This is a genomic window from Aquidulcibacter sp. (genome assembly GCF_020253525.1).
Taxonomy (GTDB): domain Bacteria; phylum Pseudomonadota; class Alphaproteobacteria; order Caulobacterales; family Aquidulcibacteraceae; genus Aquidulcibacter.
In genome coordinates this window covers 1-25661 of record NZ_JADCBK010000091.1, presented here as the reverse complement: position 1 = coordinate 25661, position 25661 = coordinate 1, and the positions used below count along the sequence as shown (strand labels likewise).

The following is a 25661-nucleotide window of genomic DNA, read 5'->3' as shown; positions in this document are numbered from 1 at the left end:
CATCGCCCAATGTATGCACAAAGGTGCCAGGTTTCAGGCCCGTCACTTGGGCGAGCATCAGGGTCAATAAGGCATAAGAGGCGATATTGAACGGCACGCCCAAAAACACATCGGCCGAGCGCTGGTATAATTGGCAGCTCAATTTGCCATCGGTGGAGACGTGAAACTGGAACAAACAATGGCAAGGCGGCAGCGCCATATCGTCGACATCAGCCGGGTTCCAAGCCGAAATCACATGGCGGCGCGACCAGGGGTTGGACTTGAGATTTCCCACCAATTGGCTGATCTGATCGATCGAGCGGCCATCGGGCGCGGCCCAAGACCGCCATTGCTTGCCATAAACCGGGCCCAGCTCGCCTTCAGCATCTGCCCATTCATCCCAGATCGAACAGCCATTTTCTTTCAGCCACGCAATATTGGTTTCCCCACGCAGGAACCATAAGAGCTCAATGATGATGGAGCGCGTGTGCAGCTTCTTGGTTGTGAGAAGGGGAAAGCCATCGGCCAAATCAAACCGCATCTGCCGCCCAAACACACCCAAAGTGCCGGTGCCCGTGCGGTCTTCCCGCTTTTGGCCATGTTCCAAAATGTCAGCTAGCAAGGCCTGATAGACACGGTCTGCATGGGTGGCAGGAACAGTCTCTGTCGCGGGGGAAAAATGTCCATCAGCCATGAAGTTTCTGATCCTATCTTGGGCGTTGCCCACCTTATCACCACGATTCGGCAAGACCAGTGGATAGATGATCGGCCACTGCAGGTCTGCAGCGCAGAGGTCTCACAAGTTTTGGCTTTGCATCGGCGCTAACTTGGTCCAAACATAGGGCAAAACACGCTTAACGGGAGGCGATCATGGCGCACGTTTCAGAATTACAAAAACCGCTCAATTCGGGCTTTGGGATGCGCTCATCGGCGATGGACGTCATCCAAGGCCTAGATCTGACAGGCAAGACAGCCGTGGTAACGGGCGGTTATTCCGGTCTGGGTCTGGAGACGGTGCGCGCGCTTGCCAGCGCTGGGGCACGCGTGATTGTCGCGGCCCGTCGCCCCGATACTGCCGCGACTGAACTGGCCGGTGTTGCCGGAAAGATTGAGATTGCCGCCCTCGACCTGAGTGACCCTGCCAGCATTGACGCCTTTGGCGCAAGCATGAGTGGCCCCATCCATATTTTGATCAATAATGCCGCCATTATGGCCAATCCTTTGACCCGCGACAGCCGGGGCTATGAAAGCCAATTTGCCACCAATCATTTGGGGCATTTCCAATTGGTGGGTCGTTTGTGGGACAATCTGGTAGCAGCCAAAGGGGCACGCGTTGTTTCGGTCTCCTCGATTGGTCACCGGATCGGTGCGGTGGATCTTTCAGACCCGAATTTTGAAACCACCCCCTATGACAAATGGCTGTCCTATGGCCGCGCCAAAAGCGCCAATAGCTTGTTTGCCGTGGAATTGGATGCGCGCGGCAAGGCCCATGGCATTCGCGCCTTCTCGGTCCATCCAGGCGGCATCATGACCAATCTTCAGCGCCATTTGCCCCAAGAAGAAATGATCGCCATGGGCTGGATGGACAAAGAGGGCAATCTGAGCCCGCTGTTCAAAACGCCCGAACAGGGGGCAGCGACCAGCGTGTGGTGCGCCACCTCGCCACAACTCGAGGGGATCGGCGGGGTCTATTGCGAAGATTGCGACATTGCCAAGCGCTATGTCGAAGGCGGCAATGCCTATGGCGAGGTGCGCGATCATGCCGTGGACCAAAATGCGGCCCGCGAGCTATGGATCTTGTCAGAAAAATTAACTGGCGTTTCATACGGTTAAATCCAAAAATCAAGGAATCTGATAAGATTACCTAAAATAAGACTCGACAAGATCAAAACATGAACATAGGCTAGTCTCATTCGCAGCACTTCAGAAGGTAGGGCGTGTGATGGGATTTGATAAGTCTATGAAATTAATCGGTTTGTTGGGTGCTTTTGTCGCAATCACCGCCGCCGCCCCGCGTTTTGAGCGCGGGGAGACGGGGAAGGTCAGCAAAGTGCTGGACGGGGATAGTTTCATCCTCGACTCTGGGCTGGAGGTTCGTCTGGCAGAGGTGGAGGCACCACGCGTACGTCCGGGTGACAGCTGGGGGCCACGGGCTACGCGTGAGCTTGAAGGCCTGATCTTGGGCAAGAAGGTTGAGCTGCATTATGACGGCCTCAGGCGGGATCGCCGCGGGCGGGCCATCGCCCATGTTTTTGTGCCGCAGGGCTTAGGGAAAGAGCCTGTTTGGGTTCAATCAGATTTGCTTAAAAATGGTCTCGCGCGGGTCCATACCTATGCCGATAATCGCCGCGCAATTGGTGACCTGTGGCAGGCAGAGCGCGAAGCACGCCGGGCCGGTAAAGGCATCTGGACCGCAGGGCCCTATCAAGTTCGCTATGCCACGCCCGAAGCCCTGCAAGGCGGCCTCAACAGCTTTCAATTGATGGAAGGCAAAGTCGAAAAGGCCAGCCAGCGTGGCAAGGTGATCTTTTTGAACTTTGGCACAGACGACAAGACCGACGTGACCGCCATTGTGCCCGAAACGGCCTTTGCGCGTTGGCGCGGTGGGGCTGACGATATTCTGGCGTTACAGGGCCGCACAATCCGCGTCCGCGGCTATGTGCGCAATTCCAATGGGCCTAGCGTCTGGGTCGACCATCCTGAGCAGATTGAGTTCATCATGGCCCCAAGCACCCCGCGGCAACAGGCAAGCCTGAAACGGTGAGCGGTGCGGAACAAGGGGCAGATTTGTTTCTAACATACGCCCCTTTGGAACCCGTCGATCGGATCAAGGAACAGCGGGGCTTGGTGCACTTGCTGTTGCGCCAGTCGTAGCCTCGGCTGGCGCTTTGGCTCCTTCGCGCAGCTTCTGCGCGAAAGCTCGCATGTCCTTGGCTCGTTCAGCAAGGATCTGAAGGTCGACATCGCCTAACGGATAGAAGCCTTGGACCTGCAGATTTGGATTGCTGTCGGCTTTTACATCGCGGACGATCAGCACAGGTTGGTCGCCTATATGATATTGGCCTGATCCTTCTTTGGAGACGTTGACCTCAAACATGAAGATGCCGGTTATCTCTGGGGAACCGCCGGGGAAGGTTGCATAGCGCCATTGGAACTTCAGGCTCTCAGGTATAACGGCACCTGTCTCATTCAGTTTTTCGTCTGACACACCAAGATAAACAAGCTCAATCGTTTCGGGCGGCAACAAGCTAGGGTCAGCTGGCTGCACAGAAATTGGAGGCGAATCGGGCTGGTTCAAAACTGTCCGGCTGCTCCTTCCCTGAAGCAGATAGCGGGTTCCTTCGGCGAAGACGGGATTCTTCCACAAAACCTCATAGCGGCCGTCCTTGTCATAATCTTCCAGACAATAAGATTGCACGCGATTTTGCTGCTGATCCGGAGCCGTTTGAGCCATCTGCTCTGGGTTCCGCCAGCACAACATGGTCGGATCATTCCCCTGCGAAACTTGGAAGAGGAGTGCGCCCGGAGGCCCAAATCGAGTAGGTCGATTGAGGGGTGAGGTATCCTGGGTGAAAGCACGGACTGGTCGTATGGTTTGGCGCGCGACAACTTCCCCTGCCCGGATTGGACGTGGCGATGGGTCTATTTGCGCCGGTGTCGCAACTTGCATGCGGGTTGGAACACTATTGTCCAGTCGATTAGCCTCTGCCTCCACAATTTGTGCGATGCCGAGCATGGTTTTTTGCAGAGTCTCTTGATCCAACCGCGCGGGTGCCTCAACCTTTTCCGCAGGCTTGGAAGGCTGCTCTAGGGAAGCCATCGCCTTCAAGCGGTCTGAGCCCAGTGGTCGCAATCGCAAATTGCCTGCGGGCGTCTCGAGCAATGCGCTGCCATCGGCTTCTCGTTGCGCCGGAAGGCTGTCAATCCACACGCCTTGGATCATGAAGTCGACATCGACGTCTTTCGTGTCCCACTCAACAAACCGATATTCCATCCGGAGGTCCGGCAACACCTCAACTTCCTTTTCTTGAAAGCTGAACTTGAGCACTTCGCTGGCACCCTGCACAGAGAAGTTCTTCAGAAGATAGGGCCGACCTGTGATGATATATTCGGCCCGACCATCTTCCAGCAGTTGAACGCAGGCGCTTGCCGCTTTGCCTTTGTCATTGCTGCCAAAGAAGCACCAGATTTGCACATAACTCATCTGGCCATAGGATTGCCGGATTGGAATGCCATTTAGAGTTGTGGAATTCACGGTTAGTGAACTGAAGCGTCCAGCCCAATAGCCTGTCGCGCCTGCTTTCAGGAGAATCCTTTCGCCGTTTCCAAAAAGGCCCGGGATCACGAGATCTTCGGTTAGTTCTGCCGTTCGGCGATATTTGAAGGGAATAGAAACAAGCGCTTCACCGCGGTTAACGGCCCCACTGGCCACTCGCACCTCTGCCCCGTCCCGCACCAGCATGACCATATTGAGCTCAAGTGGCCCGACTTCTGGCGGCGAGGGGGCAGTTTCAGCAGCTTTGGGTGCTGGCTCGGGCACCGTCTGTGCCGTTACCGCAGCGGGCAAAAGCAAGTGGAGAAAGGCGAAAAAAATCAAGTAAAGATAACGACGCATCTAGAAACGCTACTTCAGATTTAAGGCTTGTCAAGAATGAACCAGCCGCAGGGGTCTTACCTTAAATCCTCAAACCGGCGATACGGGCGGGCCACCCCGGCGGGCTTGGATCAGGCGCTTGGACAAGCCGGTCACTTCGCCCATGGCTTTGAGGGGTGACAGGTTTGGCTCGGCAGGCTGACCGCGGCCGAGGCGGTAGAATTGGCTATAATACCAATAGATGCCAGCAAAGCCTTGGATGGTGCGGATGAGTTTGATGGGCGACTTTGGTCCGAAGAAGCCCGGCCGCTCTTGCAGTTGTTGTTCCCAAGCCGGCAAATGATCCTGTGTGCCATCCAACAGGGCGTTGGCGGCTTTCAGGTCGATGGTCAGGGGCCGGGCAATGCCGATCACGTCGACGCCTTCGTCCAAGGCTGCTTGCATGCCCGAAAGCGTGCGCAGGCCACCGGTAAGCATGATGGGCATGGTAACTTGCCGGCGCAAGGCACGGGCAAAGTCGATGAAATAGGCTTCCCGTGCCAAAGTCGAAGCGCTTTTGGTAGGCCGTGGGGCTGTCGGGTCGAGGCCCTCCATCCCCATCATCTCTGGGGCCTCATAATTGCCGCCGGAGACCTCTAACAAATCGACGCCCAGCTCTTGTAGCCATTTGGCCACTTGCACGCTGTCTTCGGTCGTCAGGCCACCTTTTTGAAAGTCTGACGAATTGAGTTTTACCCCAATCGCAAAGCTGGGGCCCACGGCGGCGCGGGTCTGGCGCACCACGTCCAATAAGGGCCGCGCGCGATTTTCAAGCGGGCCGCCATAAAGGTCGCTGCGTTGATTGGCCAAGGGATTGAGAAAGGACGACAAAAGATAGCCGTGGGCGGCGTGGATTTGGACGCCGGTAAAGCCCACCGCCTGACAGGTTCGCGCCGCCTGCACATAGGCGCTGATGGTGGCGGCAACTTCCTCTGCGCTCATGGCTTGGGGTTCGCCAAATTGCCCACCGGGCAACCCCAATTTGACAGCCGAGGGTGCCTTGGGCGTTGGGTTGACCAATTTCTGGGTTTGCCGCCCTGCATGGCTGATCTGGGCCCATAGATGCGTGCCGTGGGCCGTGCCAGCCTGTGTCCAAGCCCGCAAGGCTGCTTCGGCCTCTGGCGTGGGTGAGGCAGACAAAATGACATTGCCGGGCCGCTCTAAATGGTCCGCGTCGATAATGACATTGCCGGTAATCAGAAGGCCACAGCCGCCCTGCGCCCAGCCCTCATACAAGCGCACCAAGCCTAAGGTCGGTACACCCCGGCTATCGGCCAAGCCTTCGGTCATGGCCGCTTTGGCCAGACGGTTTTTTAGGACAGCCCCGCAAGGCAGCGTGAGAGGTGTCTGGATTGTCGTGGTCGCCATGGCAAACCTCCCGCTGGGTATTGATCATGGGATGAAGCCTTAGGCCTCATCCCAATGGGGCTACATTTGCATGACCCAGCCATCGACGGCTTTACCCGCTTCGCGCATGGCTTCCGACATGGTTGGGTGAGCATGACAGGTGCGGGCAATATCTTCAGCCGAAGCGCCAAATTCCATGGCGAGACAAGCCTCGCCAATCATTTCGCCCACGCCGACGCCAATCATATGCACACCCAAAATACGGCGGGTTTCAGCATGTTCGAGGATTTTCACAAAGCCATCGGTCTCATGATTGGTGCGGGCGCGGCTATTGGCCATGAAGGGGAATTTGCCGACCTTATAGGGCGTGCCGGCCGTCTTTAATTCTTCTTCGGTCTTGCCCACGCTTGCCACTTCTGGATTGGTATAGACCACGCCTGGAATGACATCGAAATTCACATGGCCAGACTTGCCGGCCATGATTTCAGCCACAGCAGCCCCTTCTTCTTCGGCCTTATGCGCCAACATCGGGCCATAGGTCACATCGCCAATCACATAGACGCCCGGTGCTGTTGTTGCCCAATGGGTGGAGGGGATAAAGCCACGCGCGTCGGTGGCAATGCCCACCGTCTCAAGGCCCAGACCTTCAGTATAGGGTTTACGGCCAATCGAGACCAGAACAACATCCGCCTCCAGCACTTTGCCATCGCCGCCCTTGGCCGGTTCCACGGTGACCTTCACGCCAGAGCCCGTATTTTCCACTTGGGTGACCTTGGTGCCCAGTTCAAAAATAATGCCCTGCTTCTTCAAGATGCGCATGAATTGGGTGGAGACTTCGCCATCCATCGTCGGCGTGATGCGGTCGAGATATTCCACCACCGTCACTTCCGCACCCAATCGACGCCAGACCGAGCCCATTTCAAGGCCGATATAGCCCCCGCCAATCACAATCATCTTTTTGGGAACAGCTGAGAGCTTCAATGCGCCGGTGGACGAGACAATGCGCTCTTCATCAATGGTCACGCCGGGCAAGGACAAAATGTCAGACCCCGTGGCGATGACGATATTCTTGGTAGCAAGGCTGGAGACTGCACCATCCGCCGCAGTCACCGTGACTGTGCCTGGCCCTGCAATCGCGCCGGTGCCAACCAGATAGGTGATCTTGTTCTTTTTCATCAAGAACTCAACGCCCTTGGTCAAACCATCGACCGCATCATCTTTCTGCGCCAGCATTTTTTCGAGATTGAGCGAGACGCCCGTCACCTCAATGCCCATATCGGCAAAGTGATGTTGGGCGGCTTCATAGGCTTCTGAGGCATGCAGCAAGGCTTTGGATGGGATACAGCCAACATTCAGGCAGGTGCCGCCCAAACGGCCGCGCTTTTCGATAATGGCGGTCTTCAATCCCAGCTGGGCTGCCCGAATGGCGCAATTATAGCCCCCTGGACCGCCACCGATGATGACGACGTCAAACTGTTCTGCCATGAAAACGCTCCTGATTGCATGATGTCAGCGACCGCTATTACGCCCCTTGGGCTGCAATCGCTACTGAGGGATGGTTCAAATTCTGCAATTGGCTAACCCAAGCCATCTCAAGCCAAAGCGGTTGTGAGGGTGAGCCAGAAAAAGAGGGTGAAGCTGGCCAAGAGAGCGACGCATTGGGCCGCATCCACCAAGCGCTCCATGGGTGTGGTTTTGTAGAGAATGAGGCGAATATCGCGACAGGTCATGAACAAGATGCAATCAATGGCAAGCGCAATGCCCAAGGCCCAAAAGGCCAAGGAACTTGAAAAAGCCAGTGCAACCAAACTTGTAACAAGGGCCCCAATCGAAACACGCCAAGCCGCAGCCCGCCGCCCCATGGCATAATTGGCCATTAAGTCGAGGTGATGTTGCGGGGTCTCTGCCAAAGCTTCGGGGATTGGTCCCTCGCCCTCCAGCACTTTGGTGACCTGTGACGACAGCCACAGCCCCAGGATGCTGGAGACCGCATAAAGAAACACAATGATCCCGGCGAGGGTTAGCATGTAATCCATCCCAGCCCAAAAGCTTCGGCCACGGCGCGCGCGACCCAATTAGATGTCGAGCAACATACGCTCTGGATCTTCCAAGCACTCTTTCACGCGTACAAGGAAGGTCACGGCCTCTTTGCCATCGACAATCCGGTGATCATAGGACAAGGCCAAATACATCATCGGGCGGACCACGATCTGACCCCCAACAACCATCGGACGATCTTGGATCTTATGCATGCCCAAAATACCCGATTGCGGCGCATTCAGGATTGGCGTGGACATGAGCGAGCCATAAACCCCACCGTTGGAGATGGTGAAAGTGCCGCCCTGCATATCATCAATGCTCAAAGCGCCATCGCGCGCCTTCTTGCCGAGATCGGCAATGCCCTTTTCAATCCCGGCAAGGCCCAAATCTTCGGCATTGCGCAGAACAGGAACCACCAGACCCTTATCGGTGCCAACCGCGACGCCAATGTCATAGAAGTTCTTATAGATAATGTCGGTGCCGTCGATTTCGGCGTTTACGGCCGGCACGTCTTTCAAGGCGACGATACAGGCTTTTACAAAGAAGCTCATAAAGCCCAGTTTTGCGCCATGCTTCTTCTCAAAAATGTCTTTGTACTTATTGCGCACGGCCATGACATTGGTCATGTCGACTTCGTTGAAAGTCGTGAGCATTGCGGCGGTGTTTTGTGCATCTTTCAGGCGGCGGGCGATGGTTTGCCGCAGGCGCGTCATCTTCACACGCTCTTCGCGCGCACCCAAAGCCCGCGGGGCTGACGGGGCTGCAACGACGGGGGCGGGTGCAGCAGCCAAAGCCGCCACAGCGGCCAAGGCATCCCCTTTAGTGATCCGGCCATCCTTGCCACTGCCGGTTACCGCGCTGGCAGGCACACCTGCAGTTTCCAAGGCACGCGCAGCCGATGGCATCGGGTCATGGGCGGCGGCGGGGGCCGCTGCAACGGGTGCCGGGGCTGCAACAGGGGCGGGTGCTGGGGCCGCGGCGGGCTTGGCGGCAGCAAGGCTTGCGGCTGCACCGGCTTCCACCCGACCAATCACCATGCCGGGGGTTACGGTGGCGCCATCGGTTGCGAGGATCTCAGCCAGCACGCCATCGGCGGGTGCCACAACTTCCAGCGCAACCTTATCGGTTTCGATCTCGACCAGCAGCTCATCCTTTTTGACCGCATCACCGGCCTTTTTCGACCAAGAACCAATCGAGCCTTCGGCAACGGATTCTCCCATAACGGGGACGACGATATCGAGCATAAAACCTCCAGCGGAGTCAGAATGGTGAAGGGGCAACAGGCCCCATGTAAGGATCGAAAACGAATTTAGCCAGATGATTAGTAGGTCATCGCCTCATTGAGGAAGGTCTCAAGTTCGCGAATATGCTTCTTCATCAAGCCAGCAGCCGTAGAAGCCGAGGCGGGGCGACCAACATAGGCCGCACGCTTGGCTTTATTCTTTGTTTTGCCCAGAACCCATTCGATATTGGGCTCCATAAAGTTCCAAGCGCCCATGTTCTTTGGCTCTTCTTGGCACCAAATCACCTCGGCATTCTTGAAGCGCGACAATTCGGTGATCATGGATTTGGCCGGGAATGGATAGAGCTGTTCAACGCGCAAGATCACCACATCGGTTAAACCGCGCTTCTCGCGCTCTTCAAACAGATCATAATAGACCTTGCCCGAGCACAGGATGACGCGCTTGATCTCTGAATCTGGCTTCAGGGTCACGGTCGTTGTCTCAGGGCGGTAATGCGCATCATCCCACAAAATCCGGTGGAAGGAGGAGCCAGGACCCATTTCCGCCAAGGTCGACACACAGCGCTTGTGGCGCAATAGCGACTTGGGCGACATCACGATCAAGGGCTTGCGGAATTGGCGATGGATTTGCCGACGCAGCACGTGGAAATAATTGGCTGGCGTCGTACAATTGACCACTTGCATATTGTCTTCTGCGCATAGCTGCAGGAAGCGCTCCAAGCGGGCCGAGGAATGTTCTGGCCCTTGGCCTTCATAGCCATGTGGCAACAGCATTACCAAACCACTCATGCGCAACCACTTGCGCTCACCCGAGCTGATGAACTGGTCGATGACAACTTGGGCCCCGTTCACGAAATCGCCGAACTGGCCTTCCCAAATGGTCAGGCTGTTGGGGGCAGACAGGGAATAGCCATATTCATAGCCCAACACCGCTTCTTCCGACAAAGCGCTGTCGATCACTTCATACTGGGCTTGGGTCGGCGAGATATTGTTGAGCGGGGTGTAACGCTGCTCAGTCAATTGGTCGACGAAATGGCTGTGGCGGTGCGAGAAGGTGCCGCGGCAGGAATCTTGGCCCGACAAGCGCACAGGGAAGCCTTCGTCAAGCAAAGAGGCAAAGGCCAAATGCTCACCCAAAGCCCAATCGACATTCTCACCCGTCTCAATCATCTTTTGACGGGCCTGCACCACGCGCTCCACCGTCTTGTGGATCGTCAAATCGGTCGGGATCGTGGTGATTTTGGTGCCCAAATCCTTCAACTTCTCGATCGAAAGATTGGTGTCGCCGCGGCGGTCTTCGCCCTCTGGCAATCCAAGGCCCGACCACACACCGTCCAGCCAATCGGCTTTATTGGGCTTATAGGTCTTGGCGGCCTCAAACTCGCTTTCGAGGAAGGCTTCAAATTCCTTGACTTCGGCTTCCACTTCTTCGGCGGTGACAATGCCCTGCTCGATCAAGCGCGCGGCATAAAGCTCTCGCGTCGGCTTTTGGTTCTTGATCTTGGCGTACATGACGGGGTTCGTCATGGTGGGATCATCGCCTTCATTATGACCAAAGCGGCGGTAGCAGAACATGTCGACCACCACGTCTTTGGCAAATTTCTGGCGATATTCGGTTGCCACTTTCGCCGCAAACACCACCGCCTCTGGATCATCGCCATTCACGTGGAAGATCGGGGCTGCCACCATCAAAGCGACGTCTGAGGGATAGGGCGAAGAGCGCGAGAAGCGTGGTGCGGTGGTAAAGCCGATTTGGTTATTGACGATCAGATGGACTGTGCCGCCTGTGCGGTGTCCACGAACGCCGGAGATAGCAAAGCATTCTGCCACCACGCCTTGGCCGGCAAAGGCCGCATCGCCGTGCAACAGAAGCGGCATCACAGCGCGGAACTGATCGGCCTTCTCAGGCCCATGCGTCATCATTTTGGCGCGGCATTTGCCCAAAACGACTGGATTGACGATTTCGAGGTGGGATGGGTTTGGCGTCAGCGACAAGTGCACGCTATTGCCGTCAAACGCGCGGTCTGACGAAGCGCCCATGTGATATTTCACATCACCCGAGCCATCCACATCGTCTGGCGTGGCAGAGCCACCTTGGAATTCGTGGAAGATGACATGATAGGGCTTGCCCATCACAGCCGACAACACGTTCAAGCGGCCACGGTGTGGCATGCCCAGAACAATGTCTTTCACGCCCAAATTGCCACCGCGCTTGATGATTTGTTCCATCGCGGGGATAAGCGCCTCGCCACCGTCTAGGCCAAAGCGCTTGGTGCCGGGGAAGCGCTTGTGCAGGAACTTCTCAAAGGTTTCTGCTTGGATGACTTTGCTCAAGATCGCTTTCTTGCCTTCATTGGTGAAAGCAATGCTCTTGTCTGGGCCTTCGATCCGCTCTTGCAGCCACGACTTCTCAGCCGGGTCCGAAATGTGCATGAACTCAATACCGACCGTCGAACAATAGGTGCGGTTGAGGATGTCTAGCATCTGGCGGGGCGTGGCATATTCCATGCCGAGCACGAAATCGATGAAGATCGGCCGGTCCATATCTTCAGGGCCAAAGCCATAGGATTCAGGTTGCAGCTCTGGCTGAGGCTCACGGCCTTCATCAAGACCCAGCGGGTCAAGCTTGGCGGCCAAATGACCGCGAATACGGAAGGCGCGGATCATCATCAAAGCCTTGATGCTGTCGCGCGTGGCGCGCATCACATCGACTTCCGAGACGGGCTTACCCGCATTGGCAGGGGCGGCTGCGGCTTTTTCAGCCAGCTTCTTTTCGATCTTGGGCTCAATCAGCGCCCAATTGCCATCGAGCGTGGCGACCCATTCGCCGACTTCTGACTTAGGCCAGTCATTGCGCTTCCAAGACGGGCCGCTGGCGGCACGTTGCGCATCGCCTGCGCCATCCCCCATCCCGGCGAAGAAGCTGGCCCAAGAGGCGTCAACCGAGGCCGGATTGGCCGCCCATTTGGCATATTGCTGTTCAATGAAAACAGCGTTGCCGCCATAGAGGAATGAGGTGTCGAGGAGTGCGGAATTTTGCGCACTGCGCATGTCGTCTGCCATAAGCCAACCGTCCATTCGTGGGGACGGTCGGTCAGGGCGAAGGAAGTCGGCCTTGCCCGGCCGTCACACATTTACTTCTATATAGTCATTCGCTTTTCAGGCGACTGCTTTATGTAAGCTTAAAGCACATCAACCCTTAAGAACTTCCAACAAAGTTGAACCTAATGCAGCAGGCGATGGTGCCACGCGAATACCTGCGGCTTCCATGGCTGCAATCTTATCTTCCGAACCACCCTTACCACCGGCGATAATCGCGCCAGCATGGCCCATGCGACGGCCTGGAGGCGCGGTGCGACCCGCAATAAAGCCTGCCATTGGCTTCTTACGGCCACGCTTGGCTTCATCCAGAATGAATTGAGCGGCATCTTCTTCGGCGCTGCCACCGATTTCACCAATCATGATGATCGACTGGGTTTCTGGGTCAGCCAAGAACATTTCCAACACGTCGATAAATTCCGTGCCCTTCACAGGATCGCCACCAATACCGACAGCAGTTGTTTGGCCAAGACCTGCGTTTGAGGTTTGGAATACGGCTTCATAGGTCAAGGTGCCAGAACGCGACACGATGCCCACATTACCTTTTTTGAAGATAGAGCCCGGCATAATGCCGATCTTGCACTCATCTGGGGTCAGAACGCCGGGGCAGTTTGGCCCGATGAGGCGCGACTTTGAGCGCTCTAGGCGGCTCTTTACTTGCACCATGTCTGAAACAGGAATGCCCTCGGTGATGCAGACGATCAGCTCAATCTCGGCCTCAATGGCTTCGATAATGGCCGCAGCCGCCCCTGGAGGTGGCACATAGATCACTGTCGCATCGGCACCGGCGACATCCTTGGCTTCTTGAACCGAGTTGAACACAGGAAGACCAAGATGGGATTGCCCACCTTTGCCGGGACTGACCCCACCCGTCATGCGCGTGCCATAGGCAATGGCTTGTTCGGAGTGGAAGGTACCATTCTTCCCGGTGAAGCCCTGGCAGATTACCTTGGTTTCTTTGTTAATCAGGATCGACATGAGGCCCTCGGCTTACAACTAAGATGTTGGCCGCCGTGTTAGCGCAGCCCGCTCGACTTGCAAACCGAAAGAGGCGGTAATCGGGAGATGAATCTCACCTCGCCTTAGGTCAGGCACGGTATCCCGGTACCAAACCTCTAGCCAAAGACCTTCAACATGATCTTCCCAGCATGGGTATTGGCTTGCATTTTGGCTTGGGCGGCTTCGGCATCTTCCAAGTCAAACACCGAATCCACAACGGGACGGACCAGACCCTTCGCCACCCAAGGCCAGACATGGGCCTCAACGGCGCGGGCGAGGCGCGCTTTTTCGGCGACCGGGCGCGCCCGCAAGGTCGAGCCGGTCAAGGTTAGCCGCTTCAGCATCAGGGCCATCAGGTTCAGTTCAACTTGCGGGCCTTGCAGAAAGGCGATTTGCACACACCGCCCATCCAGCTTCAGACAATCGAGGTTTTGCTGAACATAGGCCCCGCCCACCATGTCAAGGATCACATCGACCCCGCCATCGGCTTTGACCACTTCGGCAAAGCTTTGGGCGCGGTAATCTATGGCGACGTCTGCGCCCAGTTTGGCGCACAGCGCAGCCTTTTCAGCGCCCCCTGCAGTAGCAAAGACCTTTGCACCGTGGGCTTTGGCCATTTGAATGGCGGTGGTGCCAATGCCCGAGGCCCCGCCATGAACCAAAAAGGCCTCACCGGGCTGCAGGGCTGCGCGCTCAAACACATTGGCCCACACCGTGAGAACCGTTTCTGGCAGAGCTGCGGCCTCCAACAGGCTGATGCCTTCGGGCACAGCCATGCACGAGCCCTCATCCGCCCACGCATAATCGGCATAGCCGCCACCGGGCAAAAGGGCACACACTTTATCGCCCAGCTTCCAGTGCGAAACATCTGGGCCAAGTGCCACAATTTCGCCCGAACATTCCAAGCCCATAGTCTCGGGCGCGCCCTTTGGCGGGGGATAGGCCCCCATGCGCTGGATCAAATCGGGCCGATTTATCCCCGCATAGGCGATTTTTATCAGGACTTGGCCGGGGCCTGCGACGGCCCGATCAATCTGCTCAACCCGCAGAGGGGCACCTGGAGATGCAACAATCGCACGCATTTTATCAGGAAGGGCTGTCAAAATTGAGACTCCGGCGCCAAAATGGGATCAGGAGGCTACTCATGCTCGACGATGACCCATTCGCCAAGTCAAAACCCCAGTCCATTCGCTTAGAGGATTTGTCTATCCGCGAGCTTCAAGAGCGCATTTCTGATCTCGAGGCGGAAATTCGGCAGATAAATGACCTAATTAAGGCGAAAGAAGGCAGCAAAAAGGCAGCGGATTCCTTTTTTAAGACAAGCTAGACCCAAAAACGGCACGGCCTTTGCTGGAATGGCGACAGGAAGCACGGTGCTTCCTCCATTCTAACTGGCGCTCTGGGCTGGAGCTTTGGTTGCTGGAATGGGACTATTCGGGATTGAAATGGAAAAGGCCCTAAAATGGGGCTTTCCGGATCAAGCACTTGGCCCGCGGCAGTTTGCGGGTTAAAGACTGAGATTAAAGAAGGGCGGAATGCCGCATGTTGACGGAAGTTTCAAAACAGACCTTGGGTCAGAAAACAGCGTTTGATCGGATCGCAGATTTTGCGAGCTCGGACATTTTTGAACGTATGTTCCGCGAAGGCATGGACCTGGTCGAGGAAACCGCAGCTTATCTCGATGGCGACGGTCGCCAAGAGGCACGTAACCTCGAACGCGCTGCAGCCTTGGCCTATGCTTCTGAAAGCATGCGTTTGACGACCCGCTTGATGCAAGCTGCATCGTGGCTGTTGGTACATCGGGCCGTGCGCGAAGGCGAAATGACCGCGCGCGACGCCCATGATCCAAAATATCGTCTCGGCGCACGCACGGTGTGCAGCGCAGACAAGCAACCGCTGGCAGAATTGCCTGCCCGCTTACTCGATCTGCTTGAACGCTCAAAGCGGCTCTATGATCGGGTGGACCGCATGGAAGTCAGCTTGTTTGAAGCCAGCGAAACACCGGCGGAAAATCCGGTCAATGCCCAATTAATGCGGCTTCAAGCGGCGCTGGGTGCTTCTGACTGAACAAAGTCGGTTTCGCGATGTAGGTCGCACAGCGACATGGCGGCATCAATCGATGCCAACAGACTCGGCAAATGAATGGGCTTGGGCGCGTGGGCATCTGCCCCCGCCTCAATCTGGGCATCAATCTGATGCTGCAAGGCATTTGCCGTCAGCGCCACAATAGGGGTTCGGGCGCGGCCTTCTTGAATCTCCACCGCCCGAATGACCCGGATTGCCGATACCCCATCCATGACGGGCATCTGCATATCCATCAAAATCACGTCGAAGCGATCTGCCTGCCACGCCTCTACGGCCTCCTGGCCATTGTGTGCAAAGACCAAATCCATCTCGAAACTGGATAAGAGGGCCTGAAGAACCAATTGATTGGTTTGATTGTCTTCGGCCACCAGCACGCGCAAGGGCCGGGCCGACGATAGCTCCCCCGCATCCTCATGCTCTGGACCATGCAGCGGCTGGCTCTGCGACAAAAGCTCGGGCTCATCCAAGGGCGCAGAGACGACTTTGAGCGGCAGACTGCAGGTGAATGTAGAGCCAATTCCAACTTGGCTTTCCACCGAAAGCACACCCCCCATGGCTTCGGTCATCGCCTTGGCGATGGACAGGCCAAGCCCCGTGCCGCCATAAAGGCGAGTGTGCGAGGAATCGGCTTGGGTGAATTTCTCAAACAAATGCGTCAAGCGCTCGGGTGGAATACCGATACCGGTATCGGCAACTGAAACCACCAATTCCCGCTCGGGCCCGCGCGTCAGTGAAATCGTGACGACGCCAAGCTCGGTGAATTTGATGGCGTTGGAGACCAAGTTAAATACGATTTGGCGCAAACGGGCTGGATCGCCTAAGCGCCATTGGGTCGCATCGGGCGCGATCTTCACACTCAACTGGATGTTTTTGGCCGAAGCGCGTGCGTCGAACAAATCAGCCGCAGAGGTCACCAATTTTTCGGGATTGAACGGAATGGATTCAAGTTCGATCTTGCCCGCTTCAATCTTCGACATGTCGAGAATGTCGTTCAACAACAGCAACAACATGTCGCTCGACTCAATCATGACCGACAGCATTTTGCGCTGGTCTTCTTTCATCGGCGTTTTCATCAAGGCTTGCGCCATGCCGATAACCCCATTCATAGGGGTGCGAATTTCATGGCTCATCATCGCCAAGAATTCCGACTTAGCTTGGGCTGCATGCTCGGCACGAATTCGGGCGAGGGCATTTTCCTTAAACACGCTTAAGGCGCGGGCCATGCCGCCAATCTCGTCGGACCGCTTTTGATAGGGCGGATCGATGCTAAAGTCTGCCTGCGCGACTTTCCGCATCGCTTTGGTTAGATGGGCCAGAGGTTGGACCACCCCATCGCGAACAACTGTCAACACCGCAAGTAGGGCGATCAAGAAGAGGCCAAGTGTGGCTGCCAGCACATAATTTTGACTGGCTTCCAAGCGGGCAATACGGACTTGTAAGCCCCGGATCAATTCTTGATTGGCGGCCAGGGCAGTCCGCACAACGGAGTTTCGAGCGATTTGCGCATTGGTTTGGGCATTGGCCGGGTCTGGATCTTCAATCAAGCTTTGAATTTCTTGCATGGTAGCAAGCTTCAAGTCGGCCAAGCCAAGTTCGCGCGTGCGGGCCTCATCCGACACACGCACTGCGTCATCAATCGAGGTTTCAAAAGCCTGGGTCTTCGCATCAAGATTGCCTTGGTGCTTGGCCACCAACCTCCAGAATGAGTTTTCTGCCGTGCGACCTGGCACATCAATATTGGCCTTGGCCGACCCATAATAACCAATCTTTTCAATCAGCGGTGTCGCATGGAGGGCAACAGCCTGCATGAGATAGAAGGTTGAAAGTTCGGTATCGAGGATGAGGTTTGAACGCTCCACCACCCGAACGAAATGTTTCTGACTGGCTGCGAGGCTGTCGCGAACCCGCGCCGGGTCATAGATTTTCATCTCTTTCAAGTCACTGACAGCCGCCTTCAGGGCGGCAAAATCATCTTGAAATTGCAAAGTGTGGGGGGCCTTGGCGCGGGCTTCCGACACTTTGTCGAGAGCGGGCTGAAGGTTTTGCGGGGCAGGCCTCTCGTCAGCCAAGGAGGAGGCGGCATTGGCCATGGTGGCGTGCAAAACCAGCAAGGGCTCTATGTAGCGTGCGCCATCAAGCTCTGCTTGTGAGAAGGCAATTTCCTGATTTTGCTTTTGAATAAGTTGGGCCGTCAAAAAACAGACAGGCAAGGCAAATAGAATGAACGCAAGTGCGAGACGGCGTGCAATAGAACGAGATACAAAAGAAAAAAGCGCCCGGAGCATACCGAGCGCTTTAACCTATCTGCGTAACTATCCAGTTAAACCAACCGGATAAATGCTTATTTCTTCATGAAACCAGCAAACTTGTCCTTGAAGCGGGCAACGCGGCCACCGCGGTCAAGAAGCGTGTTGGTCGAACCGGTCCAAGCAGGATGCACGCTTGGGTCGATGTCCAACGACAAAGACTTGCCCTCGCCACCAATGGTCGAGCGGGTTTTATAGGTGGTCCCATTGGTCATCACGATGGTGATGAAATCATAGTTAGGATGTGTATCGGCTTTCATCTTCGTGTCCTGCGCGCAGGCCCGGATCGGGCGCGCGGTGTTGAGAGCGGCTTTGAACCAAATAGAGCGGCGCGGTTAGAGGAAAATCGCCTCTGAGTCTAGTGTGGCGCGCAGGTCGTGCGCAGAGGACAGGCAATCAATTTAACTGCTGACAATATTTCACGTGAGGCGCGCGCGTGCTAACTCCCTGCCCATGACCGATACCCCTGCCAGCCGCGTCGTCGAGGATCGTCCCAGTCGCGGTGCCCTACAAGCCGAATTGACCGCTGATGCCGCCGCCAAACGGGGCCGCAGCTCTGACTTGCGGCCGCTGACGCGCCTGATCCCCTATATTCAGCGCCGTCCGAAGGACCTTGCCGCGGCAGCCATCTTCCTGCTGCTTGCGGCGGCTGCAACCCTTGCTTTGCCTGTTGCTGCCCGCGCATTGGTCGACCGCGGCTTTGCGACGGCGACGCCAGAAGCGGTCAATCAGTGGTTTTTGATGCTGGTGGCCGTGGCACTATGTATGGCGGTCTTCTCGGCTTCGCGCTTTTATTTCGTGACAAAACTGGGGGAACGCGTCGTCGCCGACCTGCGCGCCGATGTTTATGACCGCCTGATCGGCCTATCGCCTTCTTATTTCGCGCGCGTTCGCACGGGCGAAGCCCTGTCGCGCTTGACGGTGGACGCCACCTTGATTGAGTCACTGGTTGGCTCGTCAGCCTCGATTGCCATTCGCAATTTGGTGATGCTGGCGGGTGGCTTGTCGATGATGGTGGTGACCAGCCTGAAACTCACCTTCATGGTCTTGCTGATTATCCCCTTGGTTTTGGTACCCTTATTCACCATTGGCCGACGCGTGCGGGCGCTTTCCACCTCTGCGCAAGACCGCGTTGCGGAAGCCGCGGCCGAGGCGTCTGAAAGCCTGGACGCGGTTGAGACCGTGCAAGCCTTTGGTCGGGAAGATTATGCGCGTTCCCGCTTTCGTCAGGCGATTGAGACCAGCTTTACCGCTGCCCGCCGCCGGATTGCCGCCCGCAGCCTGATGACAGCTGTGGCGATTGCCATTGTGTTTTGCGGGATTTCCTTTGTGTTGTGGGAAGGCACGCGCTCTGTTTTGGCGGGCTCCATGACGCCCGGTGCTTTGACGCAATTTGTCATTCTCTCGGTCCTGACCGGATCGGGTGTCGGGGCTTTGGCAGAAGTTTGGGGCGATGTGCAAAAGGCGGCCGGGGCGACCCAGCGCTTATCAGAAATCCTCGATGAAGTGCCTGAGATTGCTGCCCCTGCCGCACCTGTCGCCTTCCCGGCAGAGGCTCCGGGCCTTGTCTCCTTTAAGGATGTGGCATTTGCTTATCCCAGCGATGGCGAGCGCAGCGCCCTGAAAGGTGTGAGCTTTGAAGTAAAGCCCGGCCAGACAGTGGCGATTGTGGGCCCCTCTGGCGCGGGCAAGTCGACCTTGTTCAAGCTTCTTTTGCGCTATTACGACCCCGCCTCTGGCGCGATTGAAGTTGATGGGATTGATGCGCGCGACACAGACCCCATCACCTGGCGGCACCGCTTTGCCTATGTGTCGCAGAACCCGGATTTGTTTACCGGCACAGCCATGGACAATATTTTGTTCGGCAATGAAGGCGCGACCGCCGACATGGCCCAAGATGCCGCGCGCCGGGCAGAGGCAGAGCCCTTCATCCTTGCCCGTTTGGGTGGCTATGACAAAGCCATTGGCGACCGGGGGCGCGCCCTATCAGGCGGGGAGCGTCAGCGTCTGGCGATTGCCCGCGCCCTTGTTCGCGATGCGCCCGTCCTTTTGCTGGACGAGGCAACCAGTGCGCTGGATGCTGAAAACGAGCGCTTGGTGCAAAAGGCCTTTGACGAGGCCATGGCCAATCGCACGACTTTGGTGATCGCCCACCGGCTGGCCACCGTTCAACGCGCCGACTGGATCATTGTGTTGGAAGACGGAAAAGTTGCCGAACAGGGCACGCACAGTGACTTGGTGGCCAAGGGCGGCCTTTATGCCCATCTCGCAAAGCTACAATTTGAAACCCAAACTCAGGCGTGAAAGTCAGGTTGATGAAACCCTCACAGATTATTCTTCTAACCGGTGTCGCGATTGTCGGGATCCTGTCCTACACGTGGTTCCGCACGGCGGCCCGCGCAGGTGAATTCACCACCTTAGTCCCCGTTTTTGACGGCAGCTGCGTCGATCTTGCCGGCATGCCTGGCGCAGAAGATATGGCGATTGATCGCACCAATGGGCGTATCTATGTCTCCTCTGATGACCGCCGCGCCACGGCGCAAGGCAAGCCTGTGCGCGGGGCAATTTACAGCCTGCCTGTCGCGAGCTTGGCGAGCCCAGGACCCTTGAAGGACCTAACCGGCGGCCAACCCGCTGCCTTCCATCCCCATGGCACCTCCTTATTCCGGGGACCCGACGGCAAAGTGACGCTGATGGTGGTGAACCATCCCAAGGGGGCGATGGACTATAGCGGCACCACGGTGGAGATCTTTGATGCGCAAACCGATGGCAGTTTGAAATTGCGCCGCACTGTTGCGGTTCAAGGCCTCACCCGTATCAATGACATTGTGGCTACGGGCGAGAATAGCTTTTACGCCACCAGCGAAAGCGATCTGGAGCGGGGCTCTTTATCTGAGAGCCTTAGCTTTATTACAGGCGATGATCGCAGCGGTGCGATTTGGTATTTTGATGGCACTGCAGGCAAGAAGCTGGAAAGCGGGTTGGGCTTTGCCAATTCGCTGGCGCTGTCCAATGATGGCAAGACACTTTATGCCAGCGCCACCCTGAGCCGCAGCATCTTCCTCTATGATCGCGACCCCGCCACGGGGGCGATCAAACGGCGTGACGCAGCCTTGCTAGGCACGGGGATCGACAATCTCGATGTCGATCCAGAAGGCATTGTGTGGATGGCCGCCCATCCCAAAATGCTGAGCTTTATTCAACATGCGGGTAATCCCGCCAAACCTTCACCCAGCCAAATTCTGATCCTAGAGCCCTCGCCCACCGGCAAGGGTGGGAAGATTGATCAGGTCTATCTGAAGGACGGCAAGGACGGCTTCTCGGGTGCCTCGGTTGCTATTCGGTCGGGCTCGACCATGGTGTTGGGCAGTGTGTTTGAAAAGTCCGTGCGGGTTTGCCAATTGCCGAAAGTGTGGCGTCAGTCCGAGAGCCACCCTGCCCAACGCCTATTGGATACTGAGCGCGATGAGCTGAAAAAAGAGGCCGAGAAGGCCGCGAAAGCAGGCGCGACTGAACCAGCCAAATAGGGGCGGGTGATGCGGGGTCATGCCTTCCAGCTTCACGAGACCCCGGTTGTGGCCTTGGCAGAGGCTGCGCTATTTCTGCCGCGGACCCAGACCCTCATCGTCTCGGACCTGCATTTTGAGAAGGGCTCTGCCTTTGCGGTGAGAGGGGTGATGTTGCCACCCTTTGATACGGCAGAGACCCTGCGGCGGCTTGAGGCTTTGACCGCGCAGCTCGCCCCCAAAGTGCTGATTGCCTTGGGCGATAGCTTTCATGATCTGGGCGCAGGCAGCCGACTGGCCGACACAGATCGGGCCAAGCTCGAAAACCTGGTCAGCCAAGCTGAAACCATTTGGATAGAGGGCAATCATGATCCAGAGCCCCCCGCTTGGCTGGCGGGGCAACGCACCCATGAACTGGTTCATGACGGTTTGGTGTTTCGGCACGAACCAACCGGGGACGTCGCGGGCGAAGTGGCGGGGCATTTGCACCCCTGCGCCCGGGTGACAGGCAAACGCGGCGGCAGTATCCGGCGACGCTGCTTTGTAACCGATGGCCGCAGCCTGATTATGCCCGCCTTTGGGGCCTTTACCGGTGGCCTCAATCTGTTTGACCCAGCCTTTGAGGGTTTGTTCCGCGGCCCGGTCCATGCACTTATGCCCAGCGGGTCGGGCACCACGGCCAAAGTTCATGCGATTGCGGCCAAGAACCTAACGCGCTCGCACTAAACGATCCTTATGTAGCCGATGGCACATGACCTGCGAGTAGCGGGTTATGACCAGTCTCTCGCCCTATGCAGCTTCCGCTTCTGTGCCATATCGGCACAAAGTTACCGCTGTACCTGCGATTGAGGCGATCACCGACGACCTAAAGGGGTCCAGCCAAGATTATTCCAGCCGTGCGCGGTTTGATAAAGCCACCCAAGACCGTGGCCGTTATGATGCCAATAGCGCAGCGGCAGGCTTTTCCATTCATGTCTTGGTGGAAGCAGGCCTGACGGGCGAGGATCCCTTTGCAGCCCTGCGGGGCGCAAAAGCCTATCAAGCCCGGATGCGTCAGACGCGCCGGGTGCAATTGGTCGTCTAACGGCCCTTTAGCGCCAATTCTAATACCGCGACTTTCGCTTCGAGGGCCGCAACGCGCTGTAGCAAGCGCTCAATCTGGACCTCTTGGCTGGCTTCTTTTGCCGAGACCGGGGTTGAGATGCCGCACCGATTGGCAATTTCGCTCGCCGGGACATCCAAAAGGGCAGAGAGCAACTCGACGTCTCGCCCTCGCACTTCCATCTGGTCCTTAAAGACCAAAGCAAGCTCTTCTTGGGTCCAGCCTACAGCCCGCGCCATATCCTCCTTTTGCAAATTGAGCGCAGCCAGACGCGCTTTGAACCAGGCAGCATCAAAGAATAAGGCCAATCTGCTTAATCCCCGTAGGAATCATAATTGGACGCCCCCCGCCCACCGGACGGCGAACTGGCGATATTGAAAATGACACCGCCTATCATGTCGAGCCAGCACATCAGGGTCAAAAGAAAGAAGGTTGAGGTTGCAAACGCCTCAAACATCAAAAATGCCCCGGCACAGGACAGGGCCAACAAAACTGCCAAAGTGTGGTGGATGATGGCATAGCGGCTGACACCAACCCCGCGCGTCAACTCAAAGAACAAAATGATCAAGCCCATCATCAAGAGCAGATCGCCGCCAGACAGCGCCCAAGGCGCGCCTGAGGGCATGGTGAGTAAGAAGACACCCTTCTCAATCGATTGGGTGAAGACATCAGGCCCGCGGGTCGAGGCTGTCACCCCGCCGAATAGCGCATAGATCAAGACAGGGATCGTCAAGATCGGCACCATCTCAAAGATACGTCTCAACACCAGCATGGCTGCGAATCACCCACTTATCTTATGCGCTGGGGTGCAGAGTGAACCGACACTCACGTTTCGTCCACATGGCCGAAGTCGCGGCGGCGCGTTCTGAGCCAAATGACCCCGCCCAAATCGGTCAAAGCGGCCAAGAGGCGGCCCAAATTGGTATATTTAGAAGCCCCAGTTGAGCGGTGACGGTGATTGACGACGGCAAACTCCGCCAATGCCCCTTCCCGCTGCACCAAGGCCGGCATGTAGCGGTGCATATGGTCGAAATAGGGTAGACGCAGGAACAGCTCGCGGCGGATCACTTTGATGCCGCAGCCCGAATCATCGGCCCCATCGCGCAACAAGGCTTGGCGCACTTGGTTTGCAAACCGCGAGGCTATCTTTTTGGCCTGGCTATCCTGCCGCTTCACCCGCCGCCCACCGACAAAGGCTAAGCCCTGCGGCGCATCTGGCCGATTGAGCTGTTGAAGAAGGGCTGGAAGGTCGGCAGGATCATTTTGACCATCGCCATCCAGCGTGCCGATAACAGGGGCACGTGCGGCCAAGACGCCATTCATGATCGCCCGGCTTTGGCCCGCATTCTTGCGGTTCGCCAGCACACGTAAAGCGGGATAGGTGGCCTTCAGCGCGACCAACTTGGCATGGGTATCGTCCTTGGACGCATCATCGACGAAAATCATCTCATAGGCCCAGCCATCAAGGGCCGCCGCAATTTCCTGCACCAGACCTGCCACAGCCCCACTCTCATTATGGACAGGGACCACAACGGAAATGTCGAGCGGTTCAAGACGGGATACGGATGGATTCGATGAGGACATGAACGGGCTTTAGCGCGGCACGCCAAGAAGGGCTAGTTGGTGCCTCAGGAAAGGAATGGGTTTCGTGCGGTTACGGTGCCGTAAGTCTGTCCAAGAGGCCTTCACGTGTCAAAGCGGGGATGTCCTGAATAGGTTTCGGCACGACTTGGCCGCCAATCGCCCATGCGGTAGGGTGACTCATCGATCAGCTTCAATAAAGCCTCCCGCGCCTCGTCTTTTTCAACTGGCACTTCAGCCTCTGTAAGGCCCTTCAAGAAGCCCCGTACAAGCTCGCTCACGCTGGTCCGCCGTTTCGCTGCCACAACCCGTGCCCGCTGAAGCACTTCTTCATCGACGGCTAATGTGATGTTCTTGGCCAAGACCAATCTCCACTGATTATGTGCAGCACATAAGATGTGAGGCTGTGAAAGTCGATTTCAAACTTTGATGAAGGAGGAAGCCCGTTCAAGAATCGCAACAAAAAAGGCCCCCGTTGAGGAGGCCTTTATTGAGGTCGATACCGCGCTGTTGGCGGAATTAAGCCGCCTTGCGCACGGCTGCGACGATCTTTTGCGCCGCATCGGCCAGATCATCGGCTGGCACCACGGCCAGACCGCTGTCGCGCAGGATTTGCTTGCCCAATTCGACATTGGTGCCTTCCAAGCGCACGACCAAAGGAACCTTCAGGCCCACGTCGGTGATGGCCGCAACCACACCTTCTGCGATGACGTCACAGCGCATGATGCCACCGAAAATATTGACCAGAATGCCCTTCACAGCAGGGTCTGCGGTGATGATTTTGAAGGCTGCCGTTACTTTCTCGCGCGTCGCGCCGCCACCAACGTCGAGGAAGTTGGCAGGCTCTTCGCCATACAGCTTGATGATGTCCATGGTGGCCATGGCAAGGCCTGCACCATTGACCATGCAGCCAATTGTGCCGTCGAGTGCGATATAGGCGAGGTCATATTTGGAGGCTTCAATTTCCTTATCGTCTTCTTCCGACAGGTCGCGCATGGCGGCCCATTCGGGGTGACGGAATTCGGCGTTGGAATCAAAGCTCATCTTCGCGTCCAAGCAGACGAGCTTGCCTGTGCCTTCTTCGACGATCAGCGGGTTGATTTCGCACATTTCCATGTCGCCCTTGGTGAAGGCGGTATAGAGTTTCACGCAGAGATCATGGCATTCATCGGCTTGGCCAGCGTCCAAGTTAAGCGCTTTGGCAACCTTGGCGCTGTCAGCGGGGGTAACGCCGACTGCAGGGTCGATGACGATGGTGGAGATTTTTTCGGGCGTATCATGGGCGACCGTCTCAATGTCCATGCCGCCTGCTTCAGACGCCACAAAAGCGACGCGGCCGGTACCACGATCAACGAGGACCGAGAGATAGAGTTCGCGCGCAATGTCTGCGCCGCCCGCAATATACAGGCGCTGAACTTGCTTGCCGGCTGGCCCTGTTTGCACGGTCACCAGCGTATTGCCCAGCATGTCTTTGGCGTGAGCGGCAACTTCATCGAGGTTAAAGGCTAGGCGTACCCCACCTTTGGCTTCGGGTGGCAGCTCTTTGAACTTGCCTTTGCCGCGGCCACCGGCGTGAATTTGCGACTTCACCACCCACATGGAGCCGCCCAGCTTCTGAGCGGCGGCTTTGGCTTCTTCTACCGAGAAAGCCGCAATGCCTGGAGGAACGGGAAGGCCATAATTTGCGAGGACTTCTTTGGCCTGATGTTCATGAACGTTCATGGATGAAATGTCCCCTGTG

At 56.8% G+C, this 25661-nt stretch carries 24 protein-coding genes; 8 read left to right on the top strand and 16 right to left on the bottom strand.

Annotated features, from left to right (window positions below):
* A partial coding sequence (locus IOB61_RS11190) for a thymidylate synthase (RefSeq protein WP_290816497.1) occupies nucleotides 1–673 on the bottom strand: 673 nt, incomplete at its 3' end.
* A gap of 176 nt (nucleotides 674–849) precedes the next feature.
* Between IOB61_RS11190 and IOB61_RS11185 the strand changes: the two genes are divergently transcribed.
* Nucleotides 850–1812, top strand: a complete 963-nt coding sequence (locus IOB61_RS11185) for an oxidoreductase (RefSeq protein ID WP_290816494.1) — start codon at nucleotides 850–852, stop codon at nucleotides 1810–1812.
* 127 nt (nucleotides 1813–1939) lie between these two features.
* Nucleotides 1940–2743, top strand: a complete 804-nt coding sequence (locus tag IOB61_RS11180) for a thermonuclease family protein (RefSeq protein ID WP_290816491.1) — start codon at nucleotides 1940–1942, stop codon at nucleotides 2741–2743.
* A gap of 63 nt (nucleotides 2744–2806) precedes the next feature.
* Here IOB61_RS11180 and IOB61_RS11175 read toward each other — a convergent pair whose 3' ends face one another.
* The 8 genes from IOB61_RS11175 to IOB61_RS11140 all read right to left on the bottom strand — a co-directional run bounded on the left by IOB61_RS11175 (nucleotide 2807) and on the right by IOB61_RS11140 (nucleotide 14443).
* A complete protein-coding gene (locus IOB61_RS11175; RefSeq protein ID WP_290816487.1) occupies nucleotides 2807–4594 on the bottom strand; it encodes a hypothetical protein in 1788 nt (595 codons plus the stop codon).
* A gap of 69 nt (nucleotides 4595–4663) precedes the next feature.
* Nucleotides 4664–5980 (bottom strand): NADH:flavin oxidoreductase/NADH oxidase family protein, encoded by a 1317-nt coding sequence (locus IOB61_RS11170; protein ID WP_290816484.1) that lies wholly within the window; start codon nucleotides 5978–5980, stop codon nucleotides 4664–4666.
* A gap of 60 nt (nucleotides 5981–6040) precedes the next feature.
* Nucleotides 6041–7444: a dihydrolipoyl dehydrogenase gene (lpdA, locus tag IOB61_RS11165; protein ID WP_290816481.1), complete on the bottom strand. Its 1404-nt coding sequence runs from the start codon at nucleotides 7442–7444 to the stop codon at nucleotides 6041–6043.
* Nucleotides 7445–7551: 107 nt separating this feature from the next.
* Entirely contained in the window at nucleotides 7552–7986 is a 435-nt protein-coding gene (locus IOB61_RS11160; RefSeq protein ID WP_290816478.1) for a hypothetical protein, read from the bottom strand.
* Nucleotides 7987–8034: 48 nt separating this feature from the next.
* Nucleotides 8035–9243, bottom strand: a complete 1209-nt coding sequence (odhB, locus tag IOB61_RS11155) for a 2-oxoglutarate dehydrogenase complex dihydrolipoyllysine-residue succinyltransferase (RefSeq protein WP_290816475.1) — start codon at nucleotides 9241–9243, stop codon at nucleotides 8035–8037.
* Between the two features lie 77 nt (nucleotides 9244–9320).
* A complete protein-coding gene (locus tag IOB61_RS11150; RefSeq protein WP_290816473.1) occupies nucleotides 9321–12305 on the bottom strand; it encodes a 2-oxoglutarate dehydrogenase E1 component in 2985 nt (994 codons plus the stop codon).
* Between the two features lie 129 nt (nucleotides 12306–12434).
* On the bottom strand, nucleotides 12435–13319 hold the full coding sequence (gene sucD, locus IOB61_RS11145) for a succinate--CoA ligase subunit alpha (protein WP_290816470.1): 885 nt from the start codon (nucleotides 13317–13319) through the stop codon (nucleotides 12435–12437).
* 137 nt (nucleotides 13320–13456) lie between these two features.
* Nucleotides 13457–14443, bottom strand: a complete 987-nt coding sequence (locus IOB61_RS11140; RefSeq protein WP_290816467.1) for an NAD(P)H-quinone oxidoreductase — start codon at nucleotides 14441–14443, stop codon at nucleotides 13457–13459.
* 41 nt (nucleotides 14444–14484) lie between these two features.
* On the opposite strand from IOB61_RS11140, the gene IOB61_RS11135 reads away from it, so the two are divergent.
* Nucleotides 14485–14667 carry a DUF1192 domain-containing protein gene (locus IOB61_RS11135; protein WP_106407676.1) on the top strand — a complete coding sequence of 61 codons (183 nt, stop codon included), beginning with the start codon at nucleotides 14485–14487 and terminating at the stop codon, nucleotides 14665–14667.
* A 215-nt stretch (nucleotides 14668–14882) separates the two neighbouring features.
* Entirely contained in the window at nucleotides 14883–15407 is a 525-nt protein-coding gene (locus IOB61_RS11130) for a DUF1465 family protein (RefSeq protein ID WP_290816463.1), read from the top strand.
* On the opposite strand, the gene IOB61_RS11125 is transcribed toward IOB61_RS11130, so the two are convergent.
* Nucleotides 15380–17620, bottom strand: a complete 2241-nt coding sequence (locus IOB61_RS11125) for an ATP-binding protein (RefSeq protein WP_290816460.1) — start codon at nucleotides 17618–17620, stop codon at nucleotides 15380–15382. The two genes, IOB61_RS11130 and IOB61_RS11125, sit on opposite strands and share 28 nt — an antisense overlap.
* 146 nt (nucleotides 17621–17766) lie before the next feature.
* On the bottom strand, nucleotides 17767–17991 hold the full coding sequence (rpmE, locus tag IOB61_RS11120) for a 50S ribosomal protein L31 (protein ID WP_085341207.1): 225 nt from the start codon (nucleotides 17989–17991) through the stop codon (nucleotides 17767–17769).
* 193 nt (nucleotides 17992–18184) lie between these two features.
* Here rpmE and IOB61_RS11115 point away from each other — a divergent pair, with 193 nt between their 5' ends.
* From IOB61_RS11115 to IOB61_RS11100, 4 genes are read left to right on the top strand one after another with little or no spacing between them, the layout of a single operon-like run.
* A complete protein-coding gene (locus IOB61_RS11115; RefSeq protein ID WP_290816456.1) occupies nucleotides 18185–20035 on the top strand; it encodes an ABC transporter transmembrane domain-containing protein in 1851 nt (616 codons plus the stop codon).
* 11 nt (nucleotides 20036–20046) lie between these two features.
* Entirely contained in the window at nucleotides 20047–21258 is a 1212-nt protein-coding gene (locus IOB61_RS11110) for an SMP-30/gluconolactonase/LRE family protein (protein ID WP_290816453.1), read from the top strand.
* Between the two features lie 9 nt (nucleotides 21259–21267).
* Nucleotides 21268–21963 (top strand): ligase-associated DNA damage response endonuclease PdeM, encoded by a 696-nt coding sequence (gene pdeM / locus IOB61_RS11105; RefSeq protein WP_290816450.1) that lies wholly within the window; start codon nucleotides 21268–21270, stop codon nucleotides 21961–21963.
* A 46-nt stretch (nucleotides 21964–22009) separates the two neighbouring features.
* The gene (locus IOB61_RS11100; protein WP_290816447.1) at nucleotides 22010–22321 is read left to right on the top strand and encodes a hypothetical protein; all 312 of its coding nucleotides are present in this window, start codon (nucleotides 22010–22012) and stop codon (nucleotides 22319–22321) included.
* On the opposite strand, the gene IOB61_RS11095 is transcribed toward IOB61_RS11100, so the two are convergent.
* The 5 genes from IOB61_RS11095 to sucC all read right to left on the bottom strand — a co-directional run bounded on the left by IOB61_RS11095 (nucleotide 22318) and on the right by sucC (nucleotide 25642).
* Complete coding sequence (locus IOB61_RS11095; RefSeq protein WP_290816444.1) at nucleotides 22318–22647, bottom strand: helix-turn-helix domain-containing protein; 330 nt, start codon at nucleotides 22645–22647, stop codon at nucleotides 22318–22320. The two genes, IOB61_RS11100 and IOB61_RS11095, sit on opposite strands and share 4 nt — an antisense overlap.
* A gap of 5 nt (nucleotides 22648–22652) precedes the next feature.
* Complete coding sequence (locus IOB61_RS11090) at nucleotides 22653–23111, bottom strand: hypothetical protein (RefSeq protein ID WP_290816441.1); 459 nt, start codon at nucleotides 23109–23111, stop codon at nucleotides 22653–22655.
* Nucleotides 23112–23164: 53 nt separating this feature from the next.
* Nucleotides 23165–23923, bottom strand: a complete 759-nt coding sequence (locus tag IOB61_RS11085) for a glycosyltransferase family 2 protein (RefSeq protein WP_290816438.1) — start codon at nucleotides 23921–23923, stop codon at nucleotides 23165–23167.
* 101 nt (nucleotides 23924–24024) lie between these two features.
* Entirely contained in the window at nucleotides 24025–24282 is a 258-nt protein-coding gene (locus IOB61_RS11080) for a DUF6364 family protein (protein ID WP_290816435.1), read from the bottom strand.
* Between the two features lie 157 nt (nucleotides 24283–24439).
* Nucleotides 24440–25642: an ADP-forming succinate--CoA ligase subunit beta gene (sucC, locus tag IOB61_RS11075; protein ID WP_290816500.1), complete on the bottom strand. Its 1203-nt coding sequence runs from the start codon at nucleotides 25640–25642 to the stop codon at nucleotides 24440–24442.
* Nucleotides 25643–25661: the final 19 nt, after the last annotated feature.